Origin of the sequence: Pelagibacterium nitratireducens, from assembly GCF_037044555.1 — a bacterium.
GTDB classification, from domain to species: domain Bacteria; phylum Pseudomonadota; class Alphaproteobacteria; order Rhizobiales; family Devosiaceae; genus Pelagibacterium; species Pelagibacterium nitratireducens.
On sequence record NZ_CP146275.1, the window covers coordinates 2,470,371 to 2,490,962 of the forward strand.

General features: G+C 59.1%; 14 protein-coding genes. 10 read left to right on the forward strand and 4 right to left on the reverse strand.

Annotated features, from left to right (window positions below; translation table 11 throughout):
* The first annotated feature begins 2 nt into the window (after positions 1-2).
* The 4 genes from V6617_RS12240 (at position 3) to V6617_RS12255 (ending at position 6,020) form a co-directional block, all read left to right on the forward strand.
* Complete coding sequence (locus V6617_RS12240) at positions 3-1,097, forward strand: ABC transporter permease (RefSeq protein WP_338607241.1); 1,095 nt, start codon at positions 3-5, stop codon at positions 1,095-1,097.
* 4 nt (positions 1,098-1,101) lie between these two features.
* The gene (locus V6617_RS12245; protein WP_338607242.1) at positions 1,102-2,709 is read left to right on the forward strand and encodes an ABC transporter ATP-binding protein; all 1,608 of its coding nucleotides are present in this window, start codon (positions 1,102-1,104) and stop codon (positions 2,707-2,709) included.
* A 142-nt stretch (positions 2,710-2,851) separates the two neighbouring features.
* Complete coding sequence (locus V6617_RS12250; RefSeq protein WP_338607243.1) at positions 2,852-4,705, forward strand: extracellular solute-binding protein; 1,854 nt, start codon at positions 2,852-2,854, stop codon at positions 4,703-4,705.
* Positions 4,706-4,760: 55 nt separating this feature from the next.
* Complete coding sequence (locus V6617_RS12255; RefSeq protein ID WP_338607244.1) at positions 4,761-6,020, forward strand: FAD-binding oxidoreductase; 1,260 nt, start codon at positions 4,761-4,763, stop codon at positions 6,018-6,020.
* 1 nt (position 6,021) lies between these two features.
* On the opposite strand, the gene V6617_RS12260 is transcribed toward V6617_RS12255, so the two are convergent.
* On the reverse strand, positions 6,022-8,127 hold the full coding sequence (locus tag V6617_RS12260) for a putative bifunctional diguanylate cyclase/phosphodiesterase (RefSeq protein ID WP_338607245.1): 2,106 nt from the start codon (positions 8,125-8,127) through the stop codon (positions 6,022-6,024).
* Between the two features lie 225 nt (positions 8,128-8,352).
* Between V6617_RS12260 and V6617_RS12265 the strand changes: the two genes are divergently transcribed.
* The 6 genes from V6617_RS12265 (at position 8,353) to V6617_RS12290 (ending at position 15,945) form a co-directional block, all read left to right on the forward strand.
* Positions 8,353-8,499 (forward strand): hypothetical protein, encoded by a 147-nt coding sequence (locus V6617_RS12265; RefSeq protein WP_338607246.1) that lies wholly within the window; start codon positions 8,353-8,355, stop codon positions 8,497-8,499.
* A 103-nt stretch (positions 8,500-8,602) separates the two neighbouring features.
* On the forward strand, positions 8,603-9,763 hold the full coding sequence (locus V6617_RS12270) for an alpha-hydroxy acid oxidase (protein ID WP_338607247.1): 1,161 nt from the start codon (positions 8,603-8,605) through the stop codon (positions 9,761-9,763).
* Positions 9,763-10,623 carry a carboxylating nicotinate-nucleotide diphosphorylase gene (gene nadC / locus V6617_RS12275; protein ID WP_338610712.1) on the forward strand — a complete coding sequence of 287 codons (861 nt, stop codon included), beginning with the start codon at positions 9,763-9,765 and terminating at the stop codon, positions 10,621-10,623. Before V6617_RS12270 ends, nadC begins: the two co-directional genes overlap by 1 nt.
* Before the next feature lie 141 nt (positions 10,624-10,764).
* Positions 10,765-11,337, forward strand: coding sequence for a PadR family transcriptional regulator (locus V6617_RS12280; RefSeq protein WP_338607248.1), 573 nt, complete (start codon positions 10,765-10,767; stop codon positions 11,335-11,337).
* Between the two features lie 13 nt (positions 11,338-11,350).
* On the forward strand, positions 11,351-12,640 hold the full coding sequence (locus tag V6617_RS12285) for an efflux RND transporter periplasmic adaptor subunit (RefSeq protein WP_338607249.1): 1,290 nt from the start codon (positions 11,351-11,353) through the stop codon (positions 12,638-12,640).
* Positions 12,637-15,945, forward strand: a complete 3,309-nt coding sequence (locus V6617_RS12290; RefSeq protein ID WP_338607250.1) for an efflux RND transporter permease subunit — start codon at positions 12,637-12,639, stop codon at positions 15,943-15,945. The genes V6617_RS12285 and V6617_RS12290 overlap by 4 nt, the downstream gene beginning before the upstream one ends.
* A gap of 34 nt (positions 15,946-15,979) precedes the next feature.
* Here the strand turns inward: V6617_RS12290 and V6617_RS12295 are convergent, their stop codons facing one another.
* The 3 genes from V6617_RS12295 to V6617_RS12305 form a co-directional block, all read right to left on the reverse strand.
* A complete protein-coding gene (locus V6617_RS12295) occupies positions 15,980-17,866 on the reverse strand; it encodes an ABC transporter ATP-binding protein/permease (protein WP_338607251.1) in 1,887 nt (628 codons plus the stop codon).
* A gap of 54 nt (positions 17,867-17,920) precedes the next feature.
* Positions 17,921-18,247, reverse strand: a complete 327-nt coding sequence (locus V6617_RS12300; protein WP_338607252.1) for a metalloregulator ArsR/SmtB family transcription factor — start codon at positions 18,245-18,247, stop codon at positions 17,921-17,923.
* Between the two features lie 104 nt (positions 18,248-18,351).
* Positions 18,352-20,397, reverse strand: a complete 2,046-nt coding sequence (locus V6617_RS12305; protein WP_338607253.1) for a LysM peptidoglycan-binding domain-containing protein — start codon at positions 20,395-20,397, stop codon at positions 18,352-18,354.
* Positions 20,398-20,592 lie beyond the last annotated feature (195 nt).

Below are 20,592 nucleotides of genomic sequence, written 5' to 3' on the forward strand. Positions count from 1 at the left end.
GCTTGGCCATCTCGTCGATAAACCAGCGTAGGCTTGCCAATTTCCGTCGCAACAGGCGCGGATATATCTCGTTCTGGATATTCCTGATCCTTGTGATCGCCACCCTTTTTGCCGAAGCCATCAGCAACGACAAGCCGCTGCTCATCTCCTATCAGGGCGAACTGCTATTTCCTGTGGTGATCGATTATCCCGAAAGCAAATTCGGCGGGTTTCTGGCGGTGACGCAATATCGATCTTCGGTGATCCAGAACGAGATCGAAGAGAACGGGTGGGCGCTCTGGCCGCTGTTCCGGTTTTCCCATCGTACGGTCGATACCGCCCTGCCCGGTCCAGCGCCAACGCCACCGAGCTGGCTGATGAGCGAAGAGGAAAACTGCGCGCGCTATCGTCAAGGCGTTGACGATCCGGGGTGTATTTTCGGCAACATGCACGTTCTGGGCACTGACGATCAGGGGCGCGATGTGCTGGCGCGGCTGATTTACGGGTTCCGCATTTCGGTGCTGTTCGGGCTGACGCTGACCATCCTGTCTTCGGTGGTCGGGATCGTGGCGGGAGCGGTGCAGGGCTATTTCGGCGGCTGGACGGATTTGCTGTTTCAGCGCTTTATCGAAATCTGGACCTCGATCCCCTCGCTCTACCTGCTGCTCATCATTTCGAGTGTCATCGCCCCGAGCTTCTGGGTGCTGCTCATCATCCTGCTGCTGTTTTCCTGGGTTGCCCTGGTCGGGGTGGTGCGTGCGGAATTCCTGCGCGGGCGAAACTTCGAATATGTCAACGCCGCCCGTGCGTTGGGGGTAGGCAATCGGACGATCATGTTCCGGCACCTCTTGCCCAATGCTATGGTCGCAACCGTTACCTTCGTGCCCTTCATTCTTGGCGGATCGATCACGACACTGACGGCGCTCGATTTTCTGGGGTTCGGTCTGCCCCCGGGCTCTCCCTCGCTTGGGGAACTTCTGGCGCAGGGCAAGAACAACCTTCAGGCGCCCTGGCTTGGATTGACCGGGTTCGCGGTGATTTCGGTGATGCTGAGTCTTCTGGTCTTTGCCGGAGAAGCGGTGCGCGACGCTTTCGATCCACGCAAGACGTTCGGGTGATGGCATGACCGATCCGATGCTTTCCATCCGCAATCTCGATGTTTCCTTCCAGTTGGGGGAAAGGCGGATCGATGCCGTGCGGGACGTCAGCTTCGACATCGCACCGGGGGAAACGCTGGCACTGGTTGGGGAATCGGGGTCGGGCAAATCGGTAACCGCATTGTCGGTGTTGCGGCTGCTGCCCTACCCTTCAGCGTCCCATCCCAAGGGCCAGATTCTGTTCAAGGACACCGATCTGCTTACGGCGGGCGACAAGATGCTCCGCACCGTGCGTGGCAATGAGATTTCGATGATTTACCAGGAGCCGATGAGTTCGCTCAATCCGCTCCACACCATCGAGCGACAGGTCAGCGAAGTGCTGTCCGTGCATCAAGGGCTGGGTCGGAGCGCAGCACGCAAACGCGTGCTGGAACTCCTTGATGCTGTGGGCATTCCTGAGCCTCAAACGCGCCTCGCGTCTTTCCCGCATCAGCTATCGGGTGGCCAGCGCCAGAGAGTGATGATTGCCATGGCGCTGGCTTGCGAACCCGCCTTGCTTATTGCCGATGAACCGACAACCGCGCTCGATGTAACAGTGCAGGCACAAATTCTCGATCTGCTCAAATCGGTGCAACGGCGGATGGGCATGGCCATGCTGTTCATCACCCACGACCTCGGGATCGTGCGCCGGATGGCCGACAAGGTCTGCGTGATGCAAAATGGCGAAATCGTCGAGAGAGCCGATACCGAAACGCTGTTTGCCCAGCCCCAGCATGCCTATACCAAACACCTGCTTTCGTCCGAATTATCCGGCATGGAGCCAGGTGTCGCCATGATTGGCAAGCCGGTTATGGCAGTGAGTGACCTCAAGGTCTGGTTTCCCGTAAAGCGCGGGCTGTTCAAGCGGACCGTCGGCCATATCAAGGCCGTCGACGGGGTCGATCTGATCGTCAGGCGTGGCGAAACGCTTGGCGTGGTGGGAGAGTCCGGATCAGGAAAAACCACGCTGGGGCTCGCCATGCTCCGCCTGATTTCATCGGAGGGAAGGATCGTTTTCCTGGGCGACGACATCGCAGGAAAGAAGTCGCGTGCAATGCGGGACTATCGCGCCGATATGCAGGTGGTCTTTCAGGATCCCTACGGCTCGCTTTCGCCGCGCATGAGTGTTGGCGACATCATCGCCGAAGGCCTGGCCGTCCATTTCCCACACATCAAGGCGCGGGAGCGGGACGAGAAGGTCAAGGCTGTGCTGACCGAAGTCGGGCTGGAGCCGGAAATGCGGCATCGCTATCCGCACGAATTTTCCGGCGGGCAGCGCCAACGGGTCGCCATTGCCCGAGCGCTGATCCTCGAGCCCAAATTCATCGTATTGGACGAGCCGACATCGGCGCTCGACATGAGCGTTCAGGCGCAAATCGTCAAGCTCCTGCGCGACCTGCAGGCGCAGCATGGGCTGACCTATGTTTTTATTTCGCACAATCTGAAGGTTGTGCGGGCGATCGCCAACGCGATCATCGTGATGCAGGATGGAAAGATCGTGGAACGGGCTGAAACCGAGACATTGTTTGCCGCGCCCGAGCACCCCTACACGCGTACGCTGCTGGCGGCCGCACTCGATGTGGCCATCCAATGAAATATTATCGCGGCCGCCATCGCCGTGACGCATGAAACTTGCGCCGCGCATGGCCCGCTCCCGCAAAAGTGGTATCCACTTTTGGACAAAGCACACTAAGATCGACAGGAAACCACCTTCGCCTTGAGAGGGGATCAAAGCCATGAAGACCTTTGTTGTTGCCGCTGCGCTACTCGCCGTCTTGCCGCTTTCGACCACGGCATTTGCACAGGAGGAAGAGGGCTGGGTGCACGCCGTCGCTCTCGATGGCACACCCAAATACGAAGCCGGCTTCGAGATGTTCGACTACGTCAATCCCGATGCGCCCAAGGGCGGAACGGTCCGGCTTTCAGCCCTTGGCGGGTTCGATACCTTCAATCCAATTCTGTCGCAGGGGGAGGCGGCCACCGGACTGGGGCTCGTCTACGAGACACTCATGACGCCCAGTTCAGATGAGAGCTCGGTTTCCTACGGATTGCTGGCAGAAGCCTTGCGCTATCCTGAGGATTTTTCTTCCGTAACCTTTCGGCTCAATCCGCGCGCGCACTGGCAGGACGGCGAACCCGTCACGGCCGAAGATGTGCTCTGGAGCTTTGAGCAGGTGGTGGAGATTTCTCCCATCTATTCGGAATATTACGCCTCGGTCGACGATGCCGAGATCACCGGCGAAAGCGAGATCACGTTCTATTTCAGCGAGACTGGCAACCGCGAGTTGCCTTACATCATGGGGCAACTTCTGGTGCTGCCCAGGCATTGGTGGGAGGGGGAGAATGCGCAGGGCGAGCCCCGCGACATCGGCGCCTCAACTCTCGAATTGCCAATGGGATCTGGCTCCTATGCCCTCTCCAGCTTCGATGCCGGCAGGACGGTGACCTTCACGCGCGATCCCGACTATTGGGGCGCAGATGAACCGGTCAATGTGGGAATGTCCAATTTCGACGAGTACCGCATTGAATACTTCCGCGACACAACAGTCATGTTCGAAGCCTTCAAGGCCGATGAGTTCGACTGGTGGACCGAAAATATCGCGCGGCGCTGGGCCACGGGCTATGACTTCCCGGCCGTCAATGACGAGCGTGTCGTGCTCGAGACCTTCGAAAACGGATACAATGCCTCCGGCGTGATGTGGGGCTTCGTGCCCAATCAGCGCCGGGAGAAATTTCAGGACCCGCGGGTTCGTGAGGCGCTCAATTACGCTTTCGATTTCCAGGAATTGAACCGGACGCTGTTTTACGAGCAGTATCAGCGCATCGATTCCTATTTCTTCGGCACTGACCTCGCCGCACCTGACGGCCCGCCAGCAGGTCTCGAGCTTGAAATTCTCGAGGAGGTGCGGGACCTCATTCCAGCCTCGGTGTTCGATGCGCGCTTTACCAATCCCACAGGGGGCACCGAGCAAGCTCTTCGCGACAATTTGCAGGAAGCGCTGAGGCTGTTCAATGAGGCAGGATACACGCTCGATGGGACGCAGTTGGTCGATGCCAATGGCGAGCAGTTCAGCTTCGAAATTCTCTCTTACGACAACACCATCGAACCGGTGGCCTTGCACTGGGCCGAAAATCTAAACGCGATCGGCGCCAATGTGACCCTGCGGGTCGTCGATACGCCTCAATACACAAATCTCGTGCGCTCGTTCGATTATGACGTGATCTATACGCGCTGGGCGCAATCGCTCTCTCCCGGAAATGAGCAGCGCTATTTCTGGGGCTCTTCATCGGTCGATGAACTCGGTTCGCGCAACTATGCGGGCATCTCCGATCCGGGTGTCGACGCGCTGATCGACAGAATCGTTCTGGCGCCGGACCGCGAAACCCTGGTTGCAGCCACCCATGCCCTTGACCGGGTCTTGCTGGCGATGAACAACGTGGTGCCCAGCTATACGATCACCTATGCCCGCACGGCACGCTGGGATCGGTTCAGCCATCCCCAAACCCTGCCCGAATTCTCAATCGGTTTTCCCGATGTCTGGTGGTGGGATGAGGAAAAGGCGGCTGCGACCGGCGGCAATTCCCAATAATTGGAATGACCCGCGCCGCGCAGGTCATCAAACACAAGCTCTGGAAAGTCTGACCATGGCTCAGGACGTCATCGTCATCGGCGCCGGTATCGTCGGCGTATCGACCGCAATTCACCTGCTTCGGCGCGGTCGAAGCGTGTTGCTCATCGACAAGAGCGAGCCGGGCCGGGAAACCTCGTTCGGCAATGCCGGCATCATCCAGCGCGAGGGGGTTCGTCCTCACGCCTTCCCGCGCGATCTGGCAACATTGATGCAGGTGGGGCTGCACCTTTCGACCGCCGCACGCTACGATCCGTTTGCCCTGCCCCGCGTCACGCCTGCCCTTATGCGCTATTGGTGGAAATCGTCACCCGGTCACTACAGCCATGTGGTCAGGAGTTACGCACCTCTGATCGCCCGGTCGATCGAGGAACATTCCGACCTCATCACAGCCTCTGGCGCCGAGGACCTGGTCATCAGGAAGGGTTGGTATCTGGCGTTCAGGACCGACGAGAAACTCAAGGCCGAGGCGGCAAAGGCAAAAAAGGATCTCGAGCTCTATGGCATCAATCACAAGGTGGTCGATGGCACCGAAATGGCCCGGATAGAGCCTGACTTTACGGAGCGGCTTGCGGGGGCGATCCACTGGACCGATCCATGGACAATCCGCAATCCGGGCGCTCTGGTTGCCAAGTATTTCGAATTGTACAAATCGATGGGCGGCCAGTTTCTTGGCGGAGAGGCGTCGGGACTCGAACAGGACGGCAACAACTGGTCCGTTACGGTCGCAGATACCCGTCATAGCGCGCCCGAAGTCGTTGTCACACTTGGCCCCTGGGCGCCCGAAGTTCTCGAGCCGCTCGGGTATCGGCTGCCGCTGTTTGTCAAGCGCGGCTACCACATGCATTACGGCACCCAGGATGGTGCGATCCTGAACAACTGGCTTATCGATGCGGAAATCGGGTATTGCCTGGCGCCGATGGAAAAAGGGGTCCGTCTTACCACCGGGGCCGAGTTTGCGCTGCGCGATGCAGCGCCTACCCCCATCCAGCTTGGCCGCGCCGAAGCCAAGGCACGGGCACTTTTCCCGCTCGGTGAGCGGCTCGATCCGCAACCCTGGAAAGGGGCCCGCCCCTGCACCCCCGACATGATGCCGATCATCGGGCCAGCGCCAAAGCATCGTGGCCTGTGGGTGGGTATAGGCCACGCCCACCACGGCTTTACGCTGGGCCCGGCCACCGGGCACCTGCTGGCCCAAGCCATGACGGGGGAAAAACCGGCAATCGACATCACCCCTTTCGCAATGGATCGGTTTGCGGGAACGGTTCCGAGATAGGCTAGCTGGTCGCGCTCAGTTTTGGCTCAGTCTTCCTGGGAGTGAGCCGCGTGATCAACTCTAGCGCATCTCTTGCCGGGAGGGGCCTTGAGAACAGGAAGCCCTGAATCTCGTCACATCCGTGCGAGCGAACAGCATCGAGTTGGGCTTCGGTTTCGACGCCCTCGGCTGTCGTTGCCATGCCCAGACTGCGCCCCAAAGCGATAACGGCCTTGATGATCTCGAAGTTGGCGTCGGTGGATCCGACGTCTTCGATGAAAGAGCGGTCGATCTTGATCTTGTCGAATGGAAAGGCGCGCAGGTATGAAAGCGAGGAATAGCCAGTTCCGAAATCGTCCATTGAAATGCGGATACCCATGGCGCGCAGGGCGTGGAGGGTTTCCAGGGTCTGATCGGAATCGCTGAGCAGCACGGATTCCGTTATCTCAAGTTCGAGGCGGCTTGCAGGCAGGCCCGCTTCTTCCAGTGCGCGCTGCACGCATTCCAGCAGCCGATGGCTTTTGAATTGCACCGACGAAAGATTGACTGCGACACGGATATTGGCGGGCCAGGTGGCCGCTGTCAGGCATGCCTGCTTGAGCACCCATTCTCCCAATTGCACGATGAATCCGATCTCCTCGGCCACGGGGATGAATTCGACCGGCGAGATGAAGCCCATCTCCGAATGCTCCCAGCGCAACAGGGCTTCCATGCATGAAATCCGGTTGCTCTCCAAGTCCATGAGCGGCTGGAAAACCAGCCTGAATTCGTCGCGGGTCAGCCCCAGCTTCAGTCCGCTTTCGATGGCGCGACGATGTTGCATGGCCGCGTCCATGCCCTTTTCGAAAAAGCGATAGTTGCCTCGGCCATCGCTCTTGGCACGATACAGGGCGAGGTCGGCATTTTTCATCAGCGTCTCGCCATCCGCGCCATCGGTGGGTGCGACCGCAATGCCGATCGACGTGCCTATAATGACACGATGCCCCTCTATTTCCATGGGCTGGCCGATCGAAGCAATCAGGCGCTCGGCGAGAGCGGCGGCATCGTTTGGGCTCTTGAGCGGGCCGGCCAGCATGGAGAATTCATCGCCACCCAGCCGGGCCGCGCATTCATGTTCCCGCTTTGCGTGGTTGATCCGTATCGCGACTTCCTTGAGAACCGCATCGCCCACGCCGTGTCCGAGCGTATCGTTGATGATCTTGAAGTGGTCGAGGTCGAAGCACAGCACTGCCATGGTTTCACCGCGACGTATGCGGGATTCCGCCATAGCCATTTCTTCGGCAAACAGCGTGCGATTGGGCAGATCGGTCAAGGCATCGTGGCGGGCCAAGTGGTGAATGCGTGCCTCGGACCGCCGCTGCTCGGTGATGTCCTGATGGGTTTCGACCCAGCCACCATCTTCCATTGGCTGATGCACCAGCGAAATGATCTGGCCATTCTCGAACTCGCAAATATCCACGCTGCGCTTTCGATCAGTAATCGTTTGCACGCGACGCTGAAGAAAGGCCATGGGCCCATCCTTGGGACGCATGCCGTTCTCGAAGCGATAATCGAGAATGTCTGTCAGCAAGGTTCCGGGCTGTTGCAGGCCCTGGGGAAGATCATAAAGCATTGCGTAATTGGCGTTGCAGATAACCAGCTTGTGATCTGCATCGATCATGCACAGCCCGTGGGCCATATTGTCGACGGCGGTTTCGAAGCGAACCGCCTGTCGGGCCAGATCGGCTTCACGTTTGGAAAGTGCCGTCAGATGATCGTGCGCATCGGTGATGTCCTCGTGAGTGACCATCCAGCCCGTCCCATGCCGACCAGTATAGGTGGTGCGGATCGTACGATCACGAAGATGCTGCTCATATTGAATCGGTGTCTCGCGACGCTTTTGCCGTTCGAATCGGCCCAGCATCGCTTCGTGGAGCTCGTCGACGCTGTAGCCGAAATAATTTCCGGCATCGATTACTGCACGGCAGCAATCGCGGAGCGTCATGCCCGCTGCAAGCGCGTCGGGTGGCAGACCGAATGTCCAGGCGTAGCGGGAATTGAACAATTCGAGCGTCAGATTTTCGCTCCAGACGCACAACCCATAGGGCATGGACTCCAGAGCCGCATCCACCGCATGCGTATTGCTCATCCCCTTGCCATCCGGCATCCACTCGTCCCCCAAACCGTCCCCAAAACTGGTCGGGCATCATGGGGCGCACCCCTGAAACAAGAATGAATCCTGTTGGTGAATTTGCGGATTTCACACTGAACGCCGCCAGTCGGTTAATCGCCGGTTACGGAACCGAGTGGCGGGTTCCGCGTTTCATGCCTGCATTCAATGTCTTTCTTGCTTAAGCATTTTTTGGAGAATTTGATGAGCCGCAATACGCTTTATCTTCTGCTTGGCGCCCTGGTCGTTGTGGTTATCGGCCTTGCCATTTACGCCTACCAACAGGAATCCCAGCCTGACGGTGTTCAAATCGAACTCAACGACCAGGGCCTGTCCGTCGAGGGCAACTGACCCCAGTCGGTTCGGTTGGCATTTGGCATAATGGCGCTTTTCCCTGACCTTGTGTCCCGCTATTGAGTGCATAAAGATGCTCAATGGTGGGAGAGGCGGGCGAATGGGTTTTACGGCGCAGACAATTGAAGAGCTGAAGGCACGTGCGAAGCGACGCGTACCTCGGATGTTTTTCGACTATGCCGATTCCGGATCGTGGACCCAAAGCACCTACTTCGCCAACGAAGCAGACTTTTCCAAGATAATGTTTCGCCAGCGTGTTGCCGTCGACATGACCAATCGCTCGCTGGCCTCGACAATGATCGGGCAAGACGTCGCGATGCCTGTCGCCATAGCGCCCACCGGTTTTGGGGGTATGCAGCACCCCGACGGTGAAATTCTCGGCGCCAAAGTGGCGCGCGCTTTCGGCATACCGTTCACTTTATCAACGATGAGCATCTGCTCGATCGAGGACGTTGCAGAGGCTACCGATGGTGCCCCGTTCTGGTTCCAGCTCTATGTGATGCGCGACCGGCAATTCATGTATAATCTGATCGACAGAGCCAAAGCCGCCAATTGTTCGGCCCTGGTCCTGACGCTCGATCTGCAAATCCTGGGGCAACGGCACAAGGACGCGCGCAACGGACTTTCGGCCCCTCCCCGTGTGAATCTCAACACCATCTGGCAATTGGCCTCCCGGCCGCAATGGTGCCTGTCGATGCTCAGAACACGACGTCATACCTTCCGCAATATCGTGGGCCATGCCGATAATGTTGGCGACATTTCTTCTCTGGCTTCGTGGACGGCCGAGCAATTCGACCCCAAGCTCAATTGGTCCGATATCGAATGGATCAAGGAGCGCTGGGGCGGGAAGCTGATATTAAAGGGCATCATGGACGCCGAAGATGCGCGCATGGCGGCCGCTTCGGGCGCGGACGCGATCATCGTGTCCAATCATGGCGGACGACAACTGGACGGCGCACCATCGTCCATAGCGGCCCTGCCTGGCATCATTGAAGCCGTGGGAGACAAAATCGAAGTTCATATGGATGGTGGCATACGCTCGGGTCAGGACGTCATGCGAGCACTGTGCCTGGGCGCCAAGGGCGTCTATATTGGACGCCCCTGGCTCTATGGTCTTGGCGCCGGAGGCGAAGCGGGGGTCGAACAGGCGCTCGATATCATCCGCAGGGAACTCGACGTTACCATGGCGCTTTGCGGGGAGCGGGACATCCGCAATGTGGGCGAACACAATCTTATAAATCCGGGTGTCTTTTCATCATGATGCGCGCTTATCTTCCCGCCCTGCCCCCCCATATTATCGAGCGGGCCGTCAAAGCTGCATTTCTTGAAGATCTGGGAGAGGCGGGCGACATCACCTCCCAGGCAACGATCGGCCCGGACGCAAAGGCGGTCGCGACCATCAATGCGCGCGGTGTCGGCGTGATTTGCGGGCTCGAGTGCGCGATTGCCGCGTTTTCGCTGATCGGACCGGGCCTGGACACAACAAGATTTGTTGCCGATGGCTCCGTGGTCGCGGCGGGAGAGGCCATTCTTGAGGTGCGCGGCAATGCGCGCAATCTGCTGGCAGCCGAGCGCACCGCGCTCAATTTTCTGACCCATTTGAGTGGCATCGCAACTCTGACCCGAGACTTCGTGCTCGAGACCAAGGGCACCAACGCCCACATCTGCTGCACGCGAAAAACGACGCCGGGCCTACGAGCGCTGGAAAAATATGCCGTCCGCTGTGGCGGCGGCCACAATCATCGCTTCGGTCTGAACGATGCCATCCTCATCAAGGACAACCATATTGCCGTCGCTGGCGGCGTATCTGCGGCGATAGCGGCTGCTCGAGCCTTTGCTGGTCATCTTGTCGCGATTGAAGTCGAAGTCGATACGCTCGACCAGCTCCAGGATGCGCTGGACGCCGGTGTGGCCGCGATCCTTCTTGACAATATGGATCAAGACACACTGGCCCGGGCCGTTGCCATCACGGCAGGACGGTCCAAGCTGGAGGCTTCGGGCAATGTTACGCTTGAACGCGTTGCCGCCATCGCCCGGACCGGCGTCGACTACATCTCGACCAGCCGGATCACAAGTGCATCGGTCCCGCTGGACCTTGGGCTCGACATAAGCATCGATTAACGCCGTTTTCTCATTCGAGCGTAAGAACTTTCATCGTACACGAACTGATCGAGGTGCGGCTCTTCGTCGTATATCTTGGCAAGCGCGGCGGCTTAATATATAGCGCCATCATATTCTCGTTCGGCATATGATTGATAGAACATGAACGTTCGTACCCTATGCCTCTCCTTCCTCTATACTCAGGATGCGAGCGGCTATGAAATTCGCAAGCTTTGTACCGAAGGCGGCGGCGCTTATTTCGTCGAGGCCAGCTTCGGCTCGATCTATCCCGCGCTCGCCAAGCTCGAAGACGATGGGCTCGTAACCTCGCGGATAGAGCATCGGGATGGAAAGCCATCCAAAAAAATCTATTCCATTACCGAGGCCGGCCGGGCTGCATTCTGTGATGCGCTGCATGAACCTTTGGGAGACGATATCTTTCGCAGCCCTTTCCTGCTTTTTGCCCGTTTTGCGCACCTGCTTGATGCCGATCTGGTCAGATCACGTATCGAGGACAGGCTCGCCTATCTCGATTCCCAGATTGCCGAGCTCAAAGAGCTGCAACGGCAGGCCGACTCCTGTGACGACACGAGCCATGCCAACGACGCATGGGTGATCGGCCATGGCATAACCTGCCTTGAAGTTGCGCATCGGCATCTCCATACCCACATGAATGCCTTAATTGCCTCAGCGCGACCAAATCAAGCGCGCCTCGGGCAGCAAGCAGCAGAATAGAGGGCGCTGTTTAATGCAATTTCTTAAATCTTTCGGTTTGTCACTTTTCATTCTTGCCGGCGCCGCCATTTGGCTGGGCACCGGGTCGTTCGTGATGGGCGGACAGGGCCCTGGAAACGGCGAACGCTCGATTATCGGCTTGATTGAAGGCGATGATCATGGCCCAATTTCGACGGCGTTGGCTGAGGCCGGCGTGCTTCCCGAACATTCCGAGGAGGAAGTCGAAGAGGCCCGGATGACGGTTGCCGAGCGGGTGGCCGAGACGAACGGCGCTTCGGGTGCCTCGGTATCGGTTCGCACACAGACGTTCGAGCTCCAGCAAATGCCAATCGAAGTCACGCTGCGCGGCAGGACGACGGCAGCAGCCAATGTTTCGGCGGTCGCCGAAACCGCGGCGGTAGTGGAAACGGTCCACGTCGAGAAGGGTGACCAGGTGGAAGCCGGTGATCTTTTGTGCTCACTGGCGCCCGGAACACGCGCCGCGGCGGTCGCTCAAGCCGAAGCCGCTCTTGCGCAGGCGGAAGCCGGGCTTGCCCAGGCGCAACTCGACCTTGAAACCAACACTTCGCTGCGCGAACGGGGCCTGGCACCGGCCAATACGGCAAATTCGGTTCAGGTCGCTCTGGCCGGCGCCGAAGCGCAGGTTTCTTCGGCTCAGGCCGCGCTCGACAACGCCCGGGCCGAACTGGATCGTACGGAAATCGTAGCCGAGGTCTCGGGGCTGGTTCAGGCGCCCATCGCGACGCGCGGTTCCATGCTCTCGCAGGGCGGTGTATGCGCGACAATCGTTCAACTCGATCCCATCGTCTTCTCGGGGTCGGTCGCTGAAGCCAATATTACGCTGGCCCGGACGGGACTTGCTGCAACATTGCACACGGTGACCAATCAGGAAGCTACCGGTGAAGTGACATATGTGGCGGCCAGTGCGGACGACGCGACACGGTCTTTCCCGGTCGAAATCGAGTTCGACAACCCCGACTTTTCGATCCGCGAAGGCGTTACGGCCACCGCAACGGTCAATATGGGATCGATGCCGGGGCATCTGTTGCCTCAGTCGGTTCTGACATTGAACGATGAGGGCGTCTTGGGCGTAAAGTCCGTTCAGGACGGCATAGTCGCCTTTACTCCCGTTACAATCGTTTCAGACACCAGGGACGGCGTTTGGGTAACCGGGCTGCCCCAATCCATTGACATCATTACCATCGGCCAGGAATTCGTGATCGATGGGCAGACCGTGCAAACCGGGCAGGAAGCTGTCTCGGATGATACCACGGGTACCTCTGAAGAAGGCGCACCTGCATGACCAGCTTCATCGAGCGCATCCTGCGCATGCCCCGCGTCGTGATGACAATCATGGCGCTGCTGTTGCTCGCTGGCGGGCTCTCCTACTCGGTTCTGCCCAAGGAGAGCTTTCCGGCCATCGATGTCCCGTACCTCTATGTCTCGATAAGCCAAACCGGGGTATCGCCTCGCGATGCCGAAAACCTTCTGGCCAAGCCCGCCGAAGAAGAACTCAACGGGCTGGACGGCCTGGTGAACATGACATCGACTTCGACCACCGGCCACGCCTCGGTCATCCTCGAATTCGGTGCCAATGTTGAAACGGACCAGGCGCTGATCGACACCCGTGCCCGTATGGATGCCATCAGGTCCAACCTGCCCGATGATGCCAGCGATCCGACGGTGAACGAAATCGACATGGTTGGGTTCCCGATCATCTCGGTGGCCGTTTATGGCGATGTGCCCGAACGCGAGCTCGTCCGCCGCGCCGAAGAACTCCAGACGGCTCTAGAGGGTATTGGCGCGGTGCGCGAAGTCACCTTGTCGGGCGCGCGCGACGAAGTGGTCGAGGTGACAATCGATTTGATGCGCCTGGAGGCCTACAACCTCACGGCCAACCAGCTGTTCGATGCACTGGCCCGCAACAACCTCGTTGTCGCCGGCGGCACGATCAACACGGGTCAGGGTTCTTTCAGCGTTGAAGTGCCCGGCCTGATCACCAGTGCGCAGGACGTCTTTGAGCTTCCCATCAAAACGGATGGGAACAATGTCGTCACATTCGGCGATATAGCAAACGTCACGCGCACGCTCGAAGACGCAACCGAATACACCAATGTCAACGGATCCCCTGCCCTGATCCTTGGGGTGAGCAAGAAAGCGGGCACCAACATTATCGAAGTCTCGGACAGCGTTCGGGCGTTGACCGAGGAGACTGCCGCCAACTGGCCGCAGGGCGTTGGGCACAGCTTCTTTCTCGATCAGGCAGAAACGACGCTCGGCCTGTTCCGGTCGCTCGAAGCTGCGGTCCTGACGGCCGTCGCGCTGGTGCTGATAACCTGTATCGCGGTCTTGGGTGTGCGTGCGGCGTTCATGATCGGCATGTCGATCCCGCTGTCGTTCATGATCGCATTTCTCTACATGCAGATGACCGGGATGACCATCAACATGATGGTCATGTTCGGGCTGGTTATTGCTGTGGGCGTCCTGGTCGACGACCCCGTGGTGGTCGTCGAATATGCAGAGCGAAAGCTGCAGGAAGGTGTCTCCAAGAAGGAAGCCTTCATTCAGGCGATGCACAAGATGTTCATACCGGTGATCGGTGCAACGGCAACGACGCTTGCCGCATTTGTGCCCTTGCTGTTCTGGCCCGGTATCATCGGCAAATTCATGACCGATCTTCCCACGATCGTGATTGTCGTTATGTCCGCATCGTTCGTTTCGGCCCTGATCTTCATGCCGGTTATCGGCGCGGCCATTGCCTCGAGCCATGTCGATCCCGAGCGCAAGGAACAAGCCGATATCGTCATGTACCCCGAGAAGTTCCACCCCAAGAAGGTAAAGGGACCGACCGGGCTTTACGTGCGCATGATGTCAGTTCTCCTGCGATGGCCAATCCCAACGCTTCTGGTTGGTTTCGGTATCGTGTTCGGCGTGTTTTTCGCCTATGCCGCCAACCCCACCGGAACCGAGGCGTTCCCGGCTTCCGAGCCTGAATATGCAACCGTCGCCGTGGTGGCCCGGGGCAATTATTCGCCGCAGGAAGTTCGTGACATGCTTGTCGAGGTGGAAGACGAATTGATGGAGGTTCACGGCATCCGTGACATCATCATGCAATTCGGTACGACCGGCGCGATGGGCACCATGCCACCCGATACCATCGGCAATTTCCAGCTTCAGCTCGTTGATTATAACAACCGGGTGCCGGCCGAGGAAATCTTTACCGATATCCGTGAGCGCGTTGCCGACATTTCCGGTCTGCAGGTTCAGGTCCTCGCCACCGAGAGCGGTCCTCCGGCCGGCAAAGACATCAACATGCGCGTGGAAAGCACCAACTACGACACGCTGGCGCCGACCGTTGAACGCATCCGCGACTATCTGGAGACCGAGCTACCCAATACCGCCGATATCGAGGACGGTCGCCCCTCACCGGGGATCGACTGGCAGGTTACCGTGGATCGCCTGGAAGCAGCTCGATACGGCATCGGGGTGCGCGAGCTGGCGCCCTACGTGCAACTTGTCACATCGGGCGTCAATCTGGGCACCTATCGCGATCAGGAAACGGGGGATGAACTCGACATCAAGGTCCGCCTTCCCGAGGATGAACGCACGCTGGATGCGCTCGATTCCATGCGGATTGCCACATCGCAGGGGATGGTGCCGGTTTCCAACTTCATTGAGCGTCAGGCCGTACCCAAGGTCGCCAATATCGAGCGGCGCAATCAGGTCTATGTAATGCCGATTGCAGCCAATCTGGTCAATCTGCCCGAAGGTGTCTATCCCGCTACCCGGGTGGCCGAGTTGCAGGCCTGGCTGGACGGGCAGGAATGGCCCGATGGCATTACCTTTGCCTTCGGCGGTGCCGAAGAGCAGATGGGCGACGCCAACGCGTTTATCGGTCAGGCGTTTGGTGCCGCATTGTTCCTGATCTTCCTGATCCTGCTGCTCGAGTACAACAGCTTCTATCAGGTGTTCGTAACACTCTCGACCGTGTTCATGTCGGTCGCCGGTGTCCTTTTGGGCATGCTGGCAACGGGTATGAGCTTTTCGGCCATCATGACCGGGCTCGGGGTGGTGGCGCTCGCCGGTATCGTGGTCAAGAACGGCATCGTTCTGATCGATACCTATAACGAGTACAACCGCGGGCAACAGGTCGAGCCGGTCACGGCAATGCTGCTTACGGCAGCGCAACGCGTCCGTCCGGTTCTGCTCACCGCGTTCCTGACTGCTCTGGGTGTTATTCCCATGTGGGCCAACGTCGAGTTCGACTTCCTGCGGCGTGAAATCGTCGTTGGCGGCATTGCGGGTTCGTGGTTCATCCACCTTTCGGCCGCCCTGGTGAGTGGGCTGTTCTTCTCGACCGCCCTCACACTGATCATGGTACCTGTGATGATTACAGCACCGAAGGTCATCAAGGGTCAGGTCGGCAGCGTGTTCAATTGGGTTCGTGGGCGCAGGGCCAATGACGCTATGCCTGCCGGCTTTGACGGCATGGCGATCGAGGTCGCCGGCGATGACGCGTCCCGACACATTGTCACCAAGGATACAGAACTGATCGAGCGCAACGAGAATGGCGTCACGGTTCTTTCCAGACGGCCCGCAGCCGAATAGCAAAAGGCCCCGCCAGTGCGGGGCCTTTTTTATTCTACAGCTGTTCGGAAGGCTTTCGCACGACAAACCCGTCGGGATCTTCCTGAGCTGCCCGAAGACGCTCGCTGGCTTCGGCGGCCTCACGCTGGCGGTTCCACATCTGGGCATAAAGGCCATTGCTGGCCAGAAGCTCATTATGCCTGCCACGCTCGGCGATCACGCCATCGCGCAACACGATGATTTCGTCGGCATCGACGACGGTCGACAACCGATGCGCTATGACAAGCGTAGTCCGTCCCCTGGCGACCGTATCAAGCGCGGACTGGATCTCGCGCTCGGTATGGGTATCAAGCGCCGAGGTCGCCTCATCGAGTATCAGTATGGGTGGCGCCTTGAGAATTGTGCGGGCAATCGCCACGCGCTGTTTTTCGCCGCCCGAAAGCTTGAGGCCGCGCTCACCAACCTGCGTTTCATACCCATTAGGCAGACTGTCAATGAAATCGCCGATCTGCGCCATCCGCGCCGCCTCCCGCACCTCCTCGTCGGTGGCGTCGGGGCGGCCATAGCGAATGTTGTAGGCAATTGTGTCGTTAAACAACACGGTATCCTGAGGCACCATGCCAATAGCGGCACGAAGTGAAGCCTGGGTCACGTCCCTGACATCCTGTCCATCGATCGCGACCCGGCCTGAAATCACATCGTAAAAGCGATAGATCAGCCGCGAAATCGTCGACTTGCCCGCGCCCGAGGGCCCCACGACAGCGATGGTCTTGCCCGCCGGCACCTCAAAGCTCACACCCTTGAGTATGGGACGGTCCGGGTCGTAGTGGAAATAGACGTCCTCAAAAGAAAGGACCGGCCCGCTGATTTCAAGCTGGTTCGCGTCCGGCTTGTCCTCGATCTCCGGATTTTGATCGAGCAGAATGAACATGGCTTCAATGTCGGCCAGGCCCTGGCGTATCTCGCGATAAACAAATCCGATCTGGTTGAGCGGCCTGTAAATTTGCATCATGAAAGTGTTGAGGAGCACGAAATCACCCACGGTCAAATCGCCGCTCATCACGCCAAGCGCTGACATGACCGAAAGGGTAATCATCCCGATCCAGAAGATGACCCCCTGCCCGAAATTGAGCCAGCCCAGCGAGGTCCAGATGCGAATGGCGGCGCGCTCGTAGCCGGACATGGCCTTGTCGAAACGGGTTGCCTCGAGATCCTCGTTGCCGAAATACTTGACCGTCTCGAAGTTGAGCAGGCTGTCAATCGCCTTGGCGTTCGCGTCCGTATCACTCTCGTTCATGTCCCGGCGGATGGCGATGCGCCAGTTCGAAGCGCGCACGGTAAAAACCATGTAGAGAACCACGACAGAGGCAAGGACCAGCACATAGGCGATGCCAAACAGCCAGCCGAAGATCACACCGACAATCACGAACTCGACAAGCGTCGGGGCCGTGTTGAGCATGGTGAAACGCACTATGGTCTCAATGCCCTTGGTGCCGCGCTCGATGACCCGGCTCAACCCGCCGGTCTTGCGCTGCAAATGAAAGCGCAGCGAAAGGCGGTGCACATGGGTAAATGTGCGGTAGGCGAGCTGGCGCACGGCATTCTGCCCCACCGAGGCGAACAGAATGTCCCGCAATTGCTGGAATCCGGTATCGACGATCTGGCCGATGCCATAGGCAACAACGAGGATGATGGGCACGGAGAGCCCGAGCAGGACCGCGGTTTCAGGCCCGGAACTATCCAGCGTGTCGATGATACCCTTATAGGCAAACGGAACCAGCGTACTCGCTACCTTCGCCAGCAACAGAGCGCCGATTGCAAGTAAAGCCCGCATCCGCAGGTCCGGTCGATCGGCGGGCCATATATAGTCCCAAAGGTTGCGAATCGTGGAAAGCAAAGCGCCTTCGTCGGCGCTGACGGTTGATCTGGGCGCCTTGGCCATCAAAAATGCTCCGGTATAGAGGAGGGACGGCTATCGGAACCGCCAGAGACAGATTCAGGACGCTTGAGCCGGCTGGCGGTCACAGAGCAGGCCTGACGCATCCAACCCGGCGACATAGTCGCCCACCGCCCGATTGAACGCCGTGAGCCGATCTGTCCGAACGCAATAATTGTTGCGGGTGCCCTGTGCACGGCGTTCGATTATGCCTGCATCGAGCAAGACCTTGAGGTGTTGGGAAACGGTGCTTTGCGCCAGTGAAAGGCAGTCGGTCACATCGTTGCAGCAGCAGTTTTCCGCGCGCTTCGCCAGGATACGCAAAATCTCCAGCCGAACAGGATGCCCCAAGGCCCGCATCAATATAGCAATATCGTCTTCATGCATGACTACAGCTTCCATCGTAATTTAACGATAGAGGAAATGCGGTACCGGTGCAAGCCAGCACCAGCGGGAGCTGAGCGGAGAATTACATTTCCCCGCACAAACGATCATTGCCGGGAGGAGGCGGCGTCGTCCGCCTCTCCGATGACTTCATCGGTGCCCGGGAGGTCAAAGACCTGACCCGGATAGATAAGGTCAGGATTGCGGATCTGGTCGGTGTTGGCCTCGAATATCTGCGTGTATCGAATGCCTTCGCCATAGACCCGACGCGCGATGGTCCACAGATTGTCGCCCTGCCGGATGATTGCCAATCCCGTTGCCGTTCGATTTCCGTCGCTCACGCCAACCAATGTCGGAATGGCAGGTTCAACCGTTTCAGCAGGTTCGGCGGGCTCGACTGATCCCGTCGGCTCGACTGTCTCAGCCGGTTCCGCGCTCTGGGCCGGTTCGGCCGTTGGCGCGGGAGGTTCTGCTGCGTCGGAGGTGACGGGTTCTGGAGCATCTGGCGTCTCGACATCCCCACTGGCCGACAGGTCTGCTTCCTGGCTCTGCGCGGGGCTGGCGCCAACGGTCTCGGTTTCGCGCTGTTCAGCCACGACAATGTCTTCGTCAACAGCCTCAGGAAGTTCGAGGATGAAATCGACCTCGGCACGCCCAACCACCGAACCATCCTCGGCAAGCATATCGATTCGAATGCGCTGGTTTTCCTGATCGAGTACATCGATCGCTTCAATGAGCCACCGGCCATCGCTGACTTCGGTCGAACCCACGATGGCGTTATCGACATAGAGTCGAACAGTCAGTCCATCCTCACCCGCACCGGCAAAGAAATTGCGATCCCCATCTATTTCCACCGCGTCGATGGTCGGTGCGGCAAATGTCTGCTGAGGAGGCGCAGCGACGGCTGGCTGCGCAGGGGCAGGACTTTCGAGGTCTTCAGCAGGTTCTGAAACAGCCGCTGCCGCTCCGTCGGATGGCTCTTCGCCAGATGGCGCTGAATCGAGCTCGACAGCCGGTACAGCAGCGTCTTCTTCGGCTGCAACCGCCACCTCGGCATCATCGGATTCAGCCAGCGGCGGCGTGACATTGGCAGGCCGGGCGGCTGGCACTGGCTCTTGACCTTCGGTCGAGGGTACCGGCTCTTGAGCCGGTGGAGCAGGCTCATCCGCCGCGGCGACAGCCACAGGCGCCGGCGCATCCTCGACAACATCACCTTCGTCCTGAGGCGCTGTTTCGTCGGGCGAGGTCGTCTCTTCGTCTTGCATCGGTGTGGTGGCGGGCACAGGAGCAGGCTGCTCCTGAGGCGCAGGGGCGGACTGCTCATCAACCGATTCAGCCTGCTGTAGGGGGGCAGTCATAGGCGCAGCAATTGCGGTTTCCTGGCTGGGTTCCGCCTCATTCGCTTCGATATCGGAAGCGGGGCTCTCCTCTTGCTCATTTCCCGCCTCAACAGGAACCTCAAGCGCTTCATCCGCTGCCGTTTGGCCATCCGCGTCCTGATCGGCAGTCATTTCGACGTCCGGCTCCGCTGCATTCGGGGCGGGCGGATCGGCTTGCGGGCTTTCCATATCGGCTTCGGCAACCGCTAGGGTCTCCGGGCTTGTTTCGGGCTCTGGCGACTCCGGCACAGCTTGTTGTTCGGCCGCTGCAACCGTCGGGTTATCGAGCCCCTGCAATATTTCGCTCGCCTCGCCCGGCGCCGATGCGATGACCAGAGGTTCGCTGGTTCGGTCGTCCTGAACGACAACGATAACCGACGTGTCGGCAAACCGGTCCGTTTCAACATCGAGAATGCGCAGTTCGACACCGCCCGTCGGCAGCGGAGCGTCGGTCACGAAGGCAAAGTCGCCTGAGGTCTGCGCCGTCTCGGCCCCGATCTGGTCCTCATTGGCAAAAATACGGACTTCGCCGGATGGCGTCGCGCTGCCGGCAATCACTGCGGAACCGTCGGGTTCAACACGAACGAGGCCGAAGGCGGGCATTACAGCCTCTGAAACGCTGGTCGCTGTCTCCTGGCTCCCCGCCGCATCCGCCGCTTCACTGGTCTCAGCATCAGATGATGCCTGCTCTTCCACGGGGCCGCTGGCAAGTTCCTGTGCTGTCTCGCCGTCACCAGTTGTCGCGGCCGATCCGCCAAAGAACGTCTCGTTCATGCAAATTGGGAAGTCGCCGCGCTGAAGGCAGGCAATCGTACCCGGACCGGCGATCACGCCTATTGTGACGATGACCGTCGCTGCGGCGGCGCCGACTGCGAGAACGATGGGAGAGATGGGACGGGCCAGTGGAGCCTCCGTAAATGTTTCCCGGCCGCCGCATCGGCCATGTCTGCGATTCGTAGCTGCGAAACA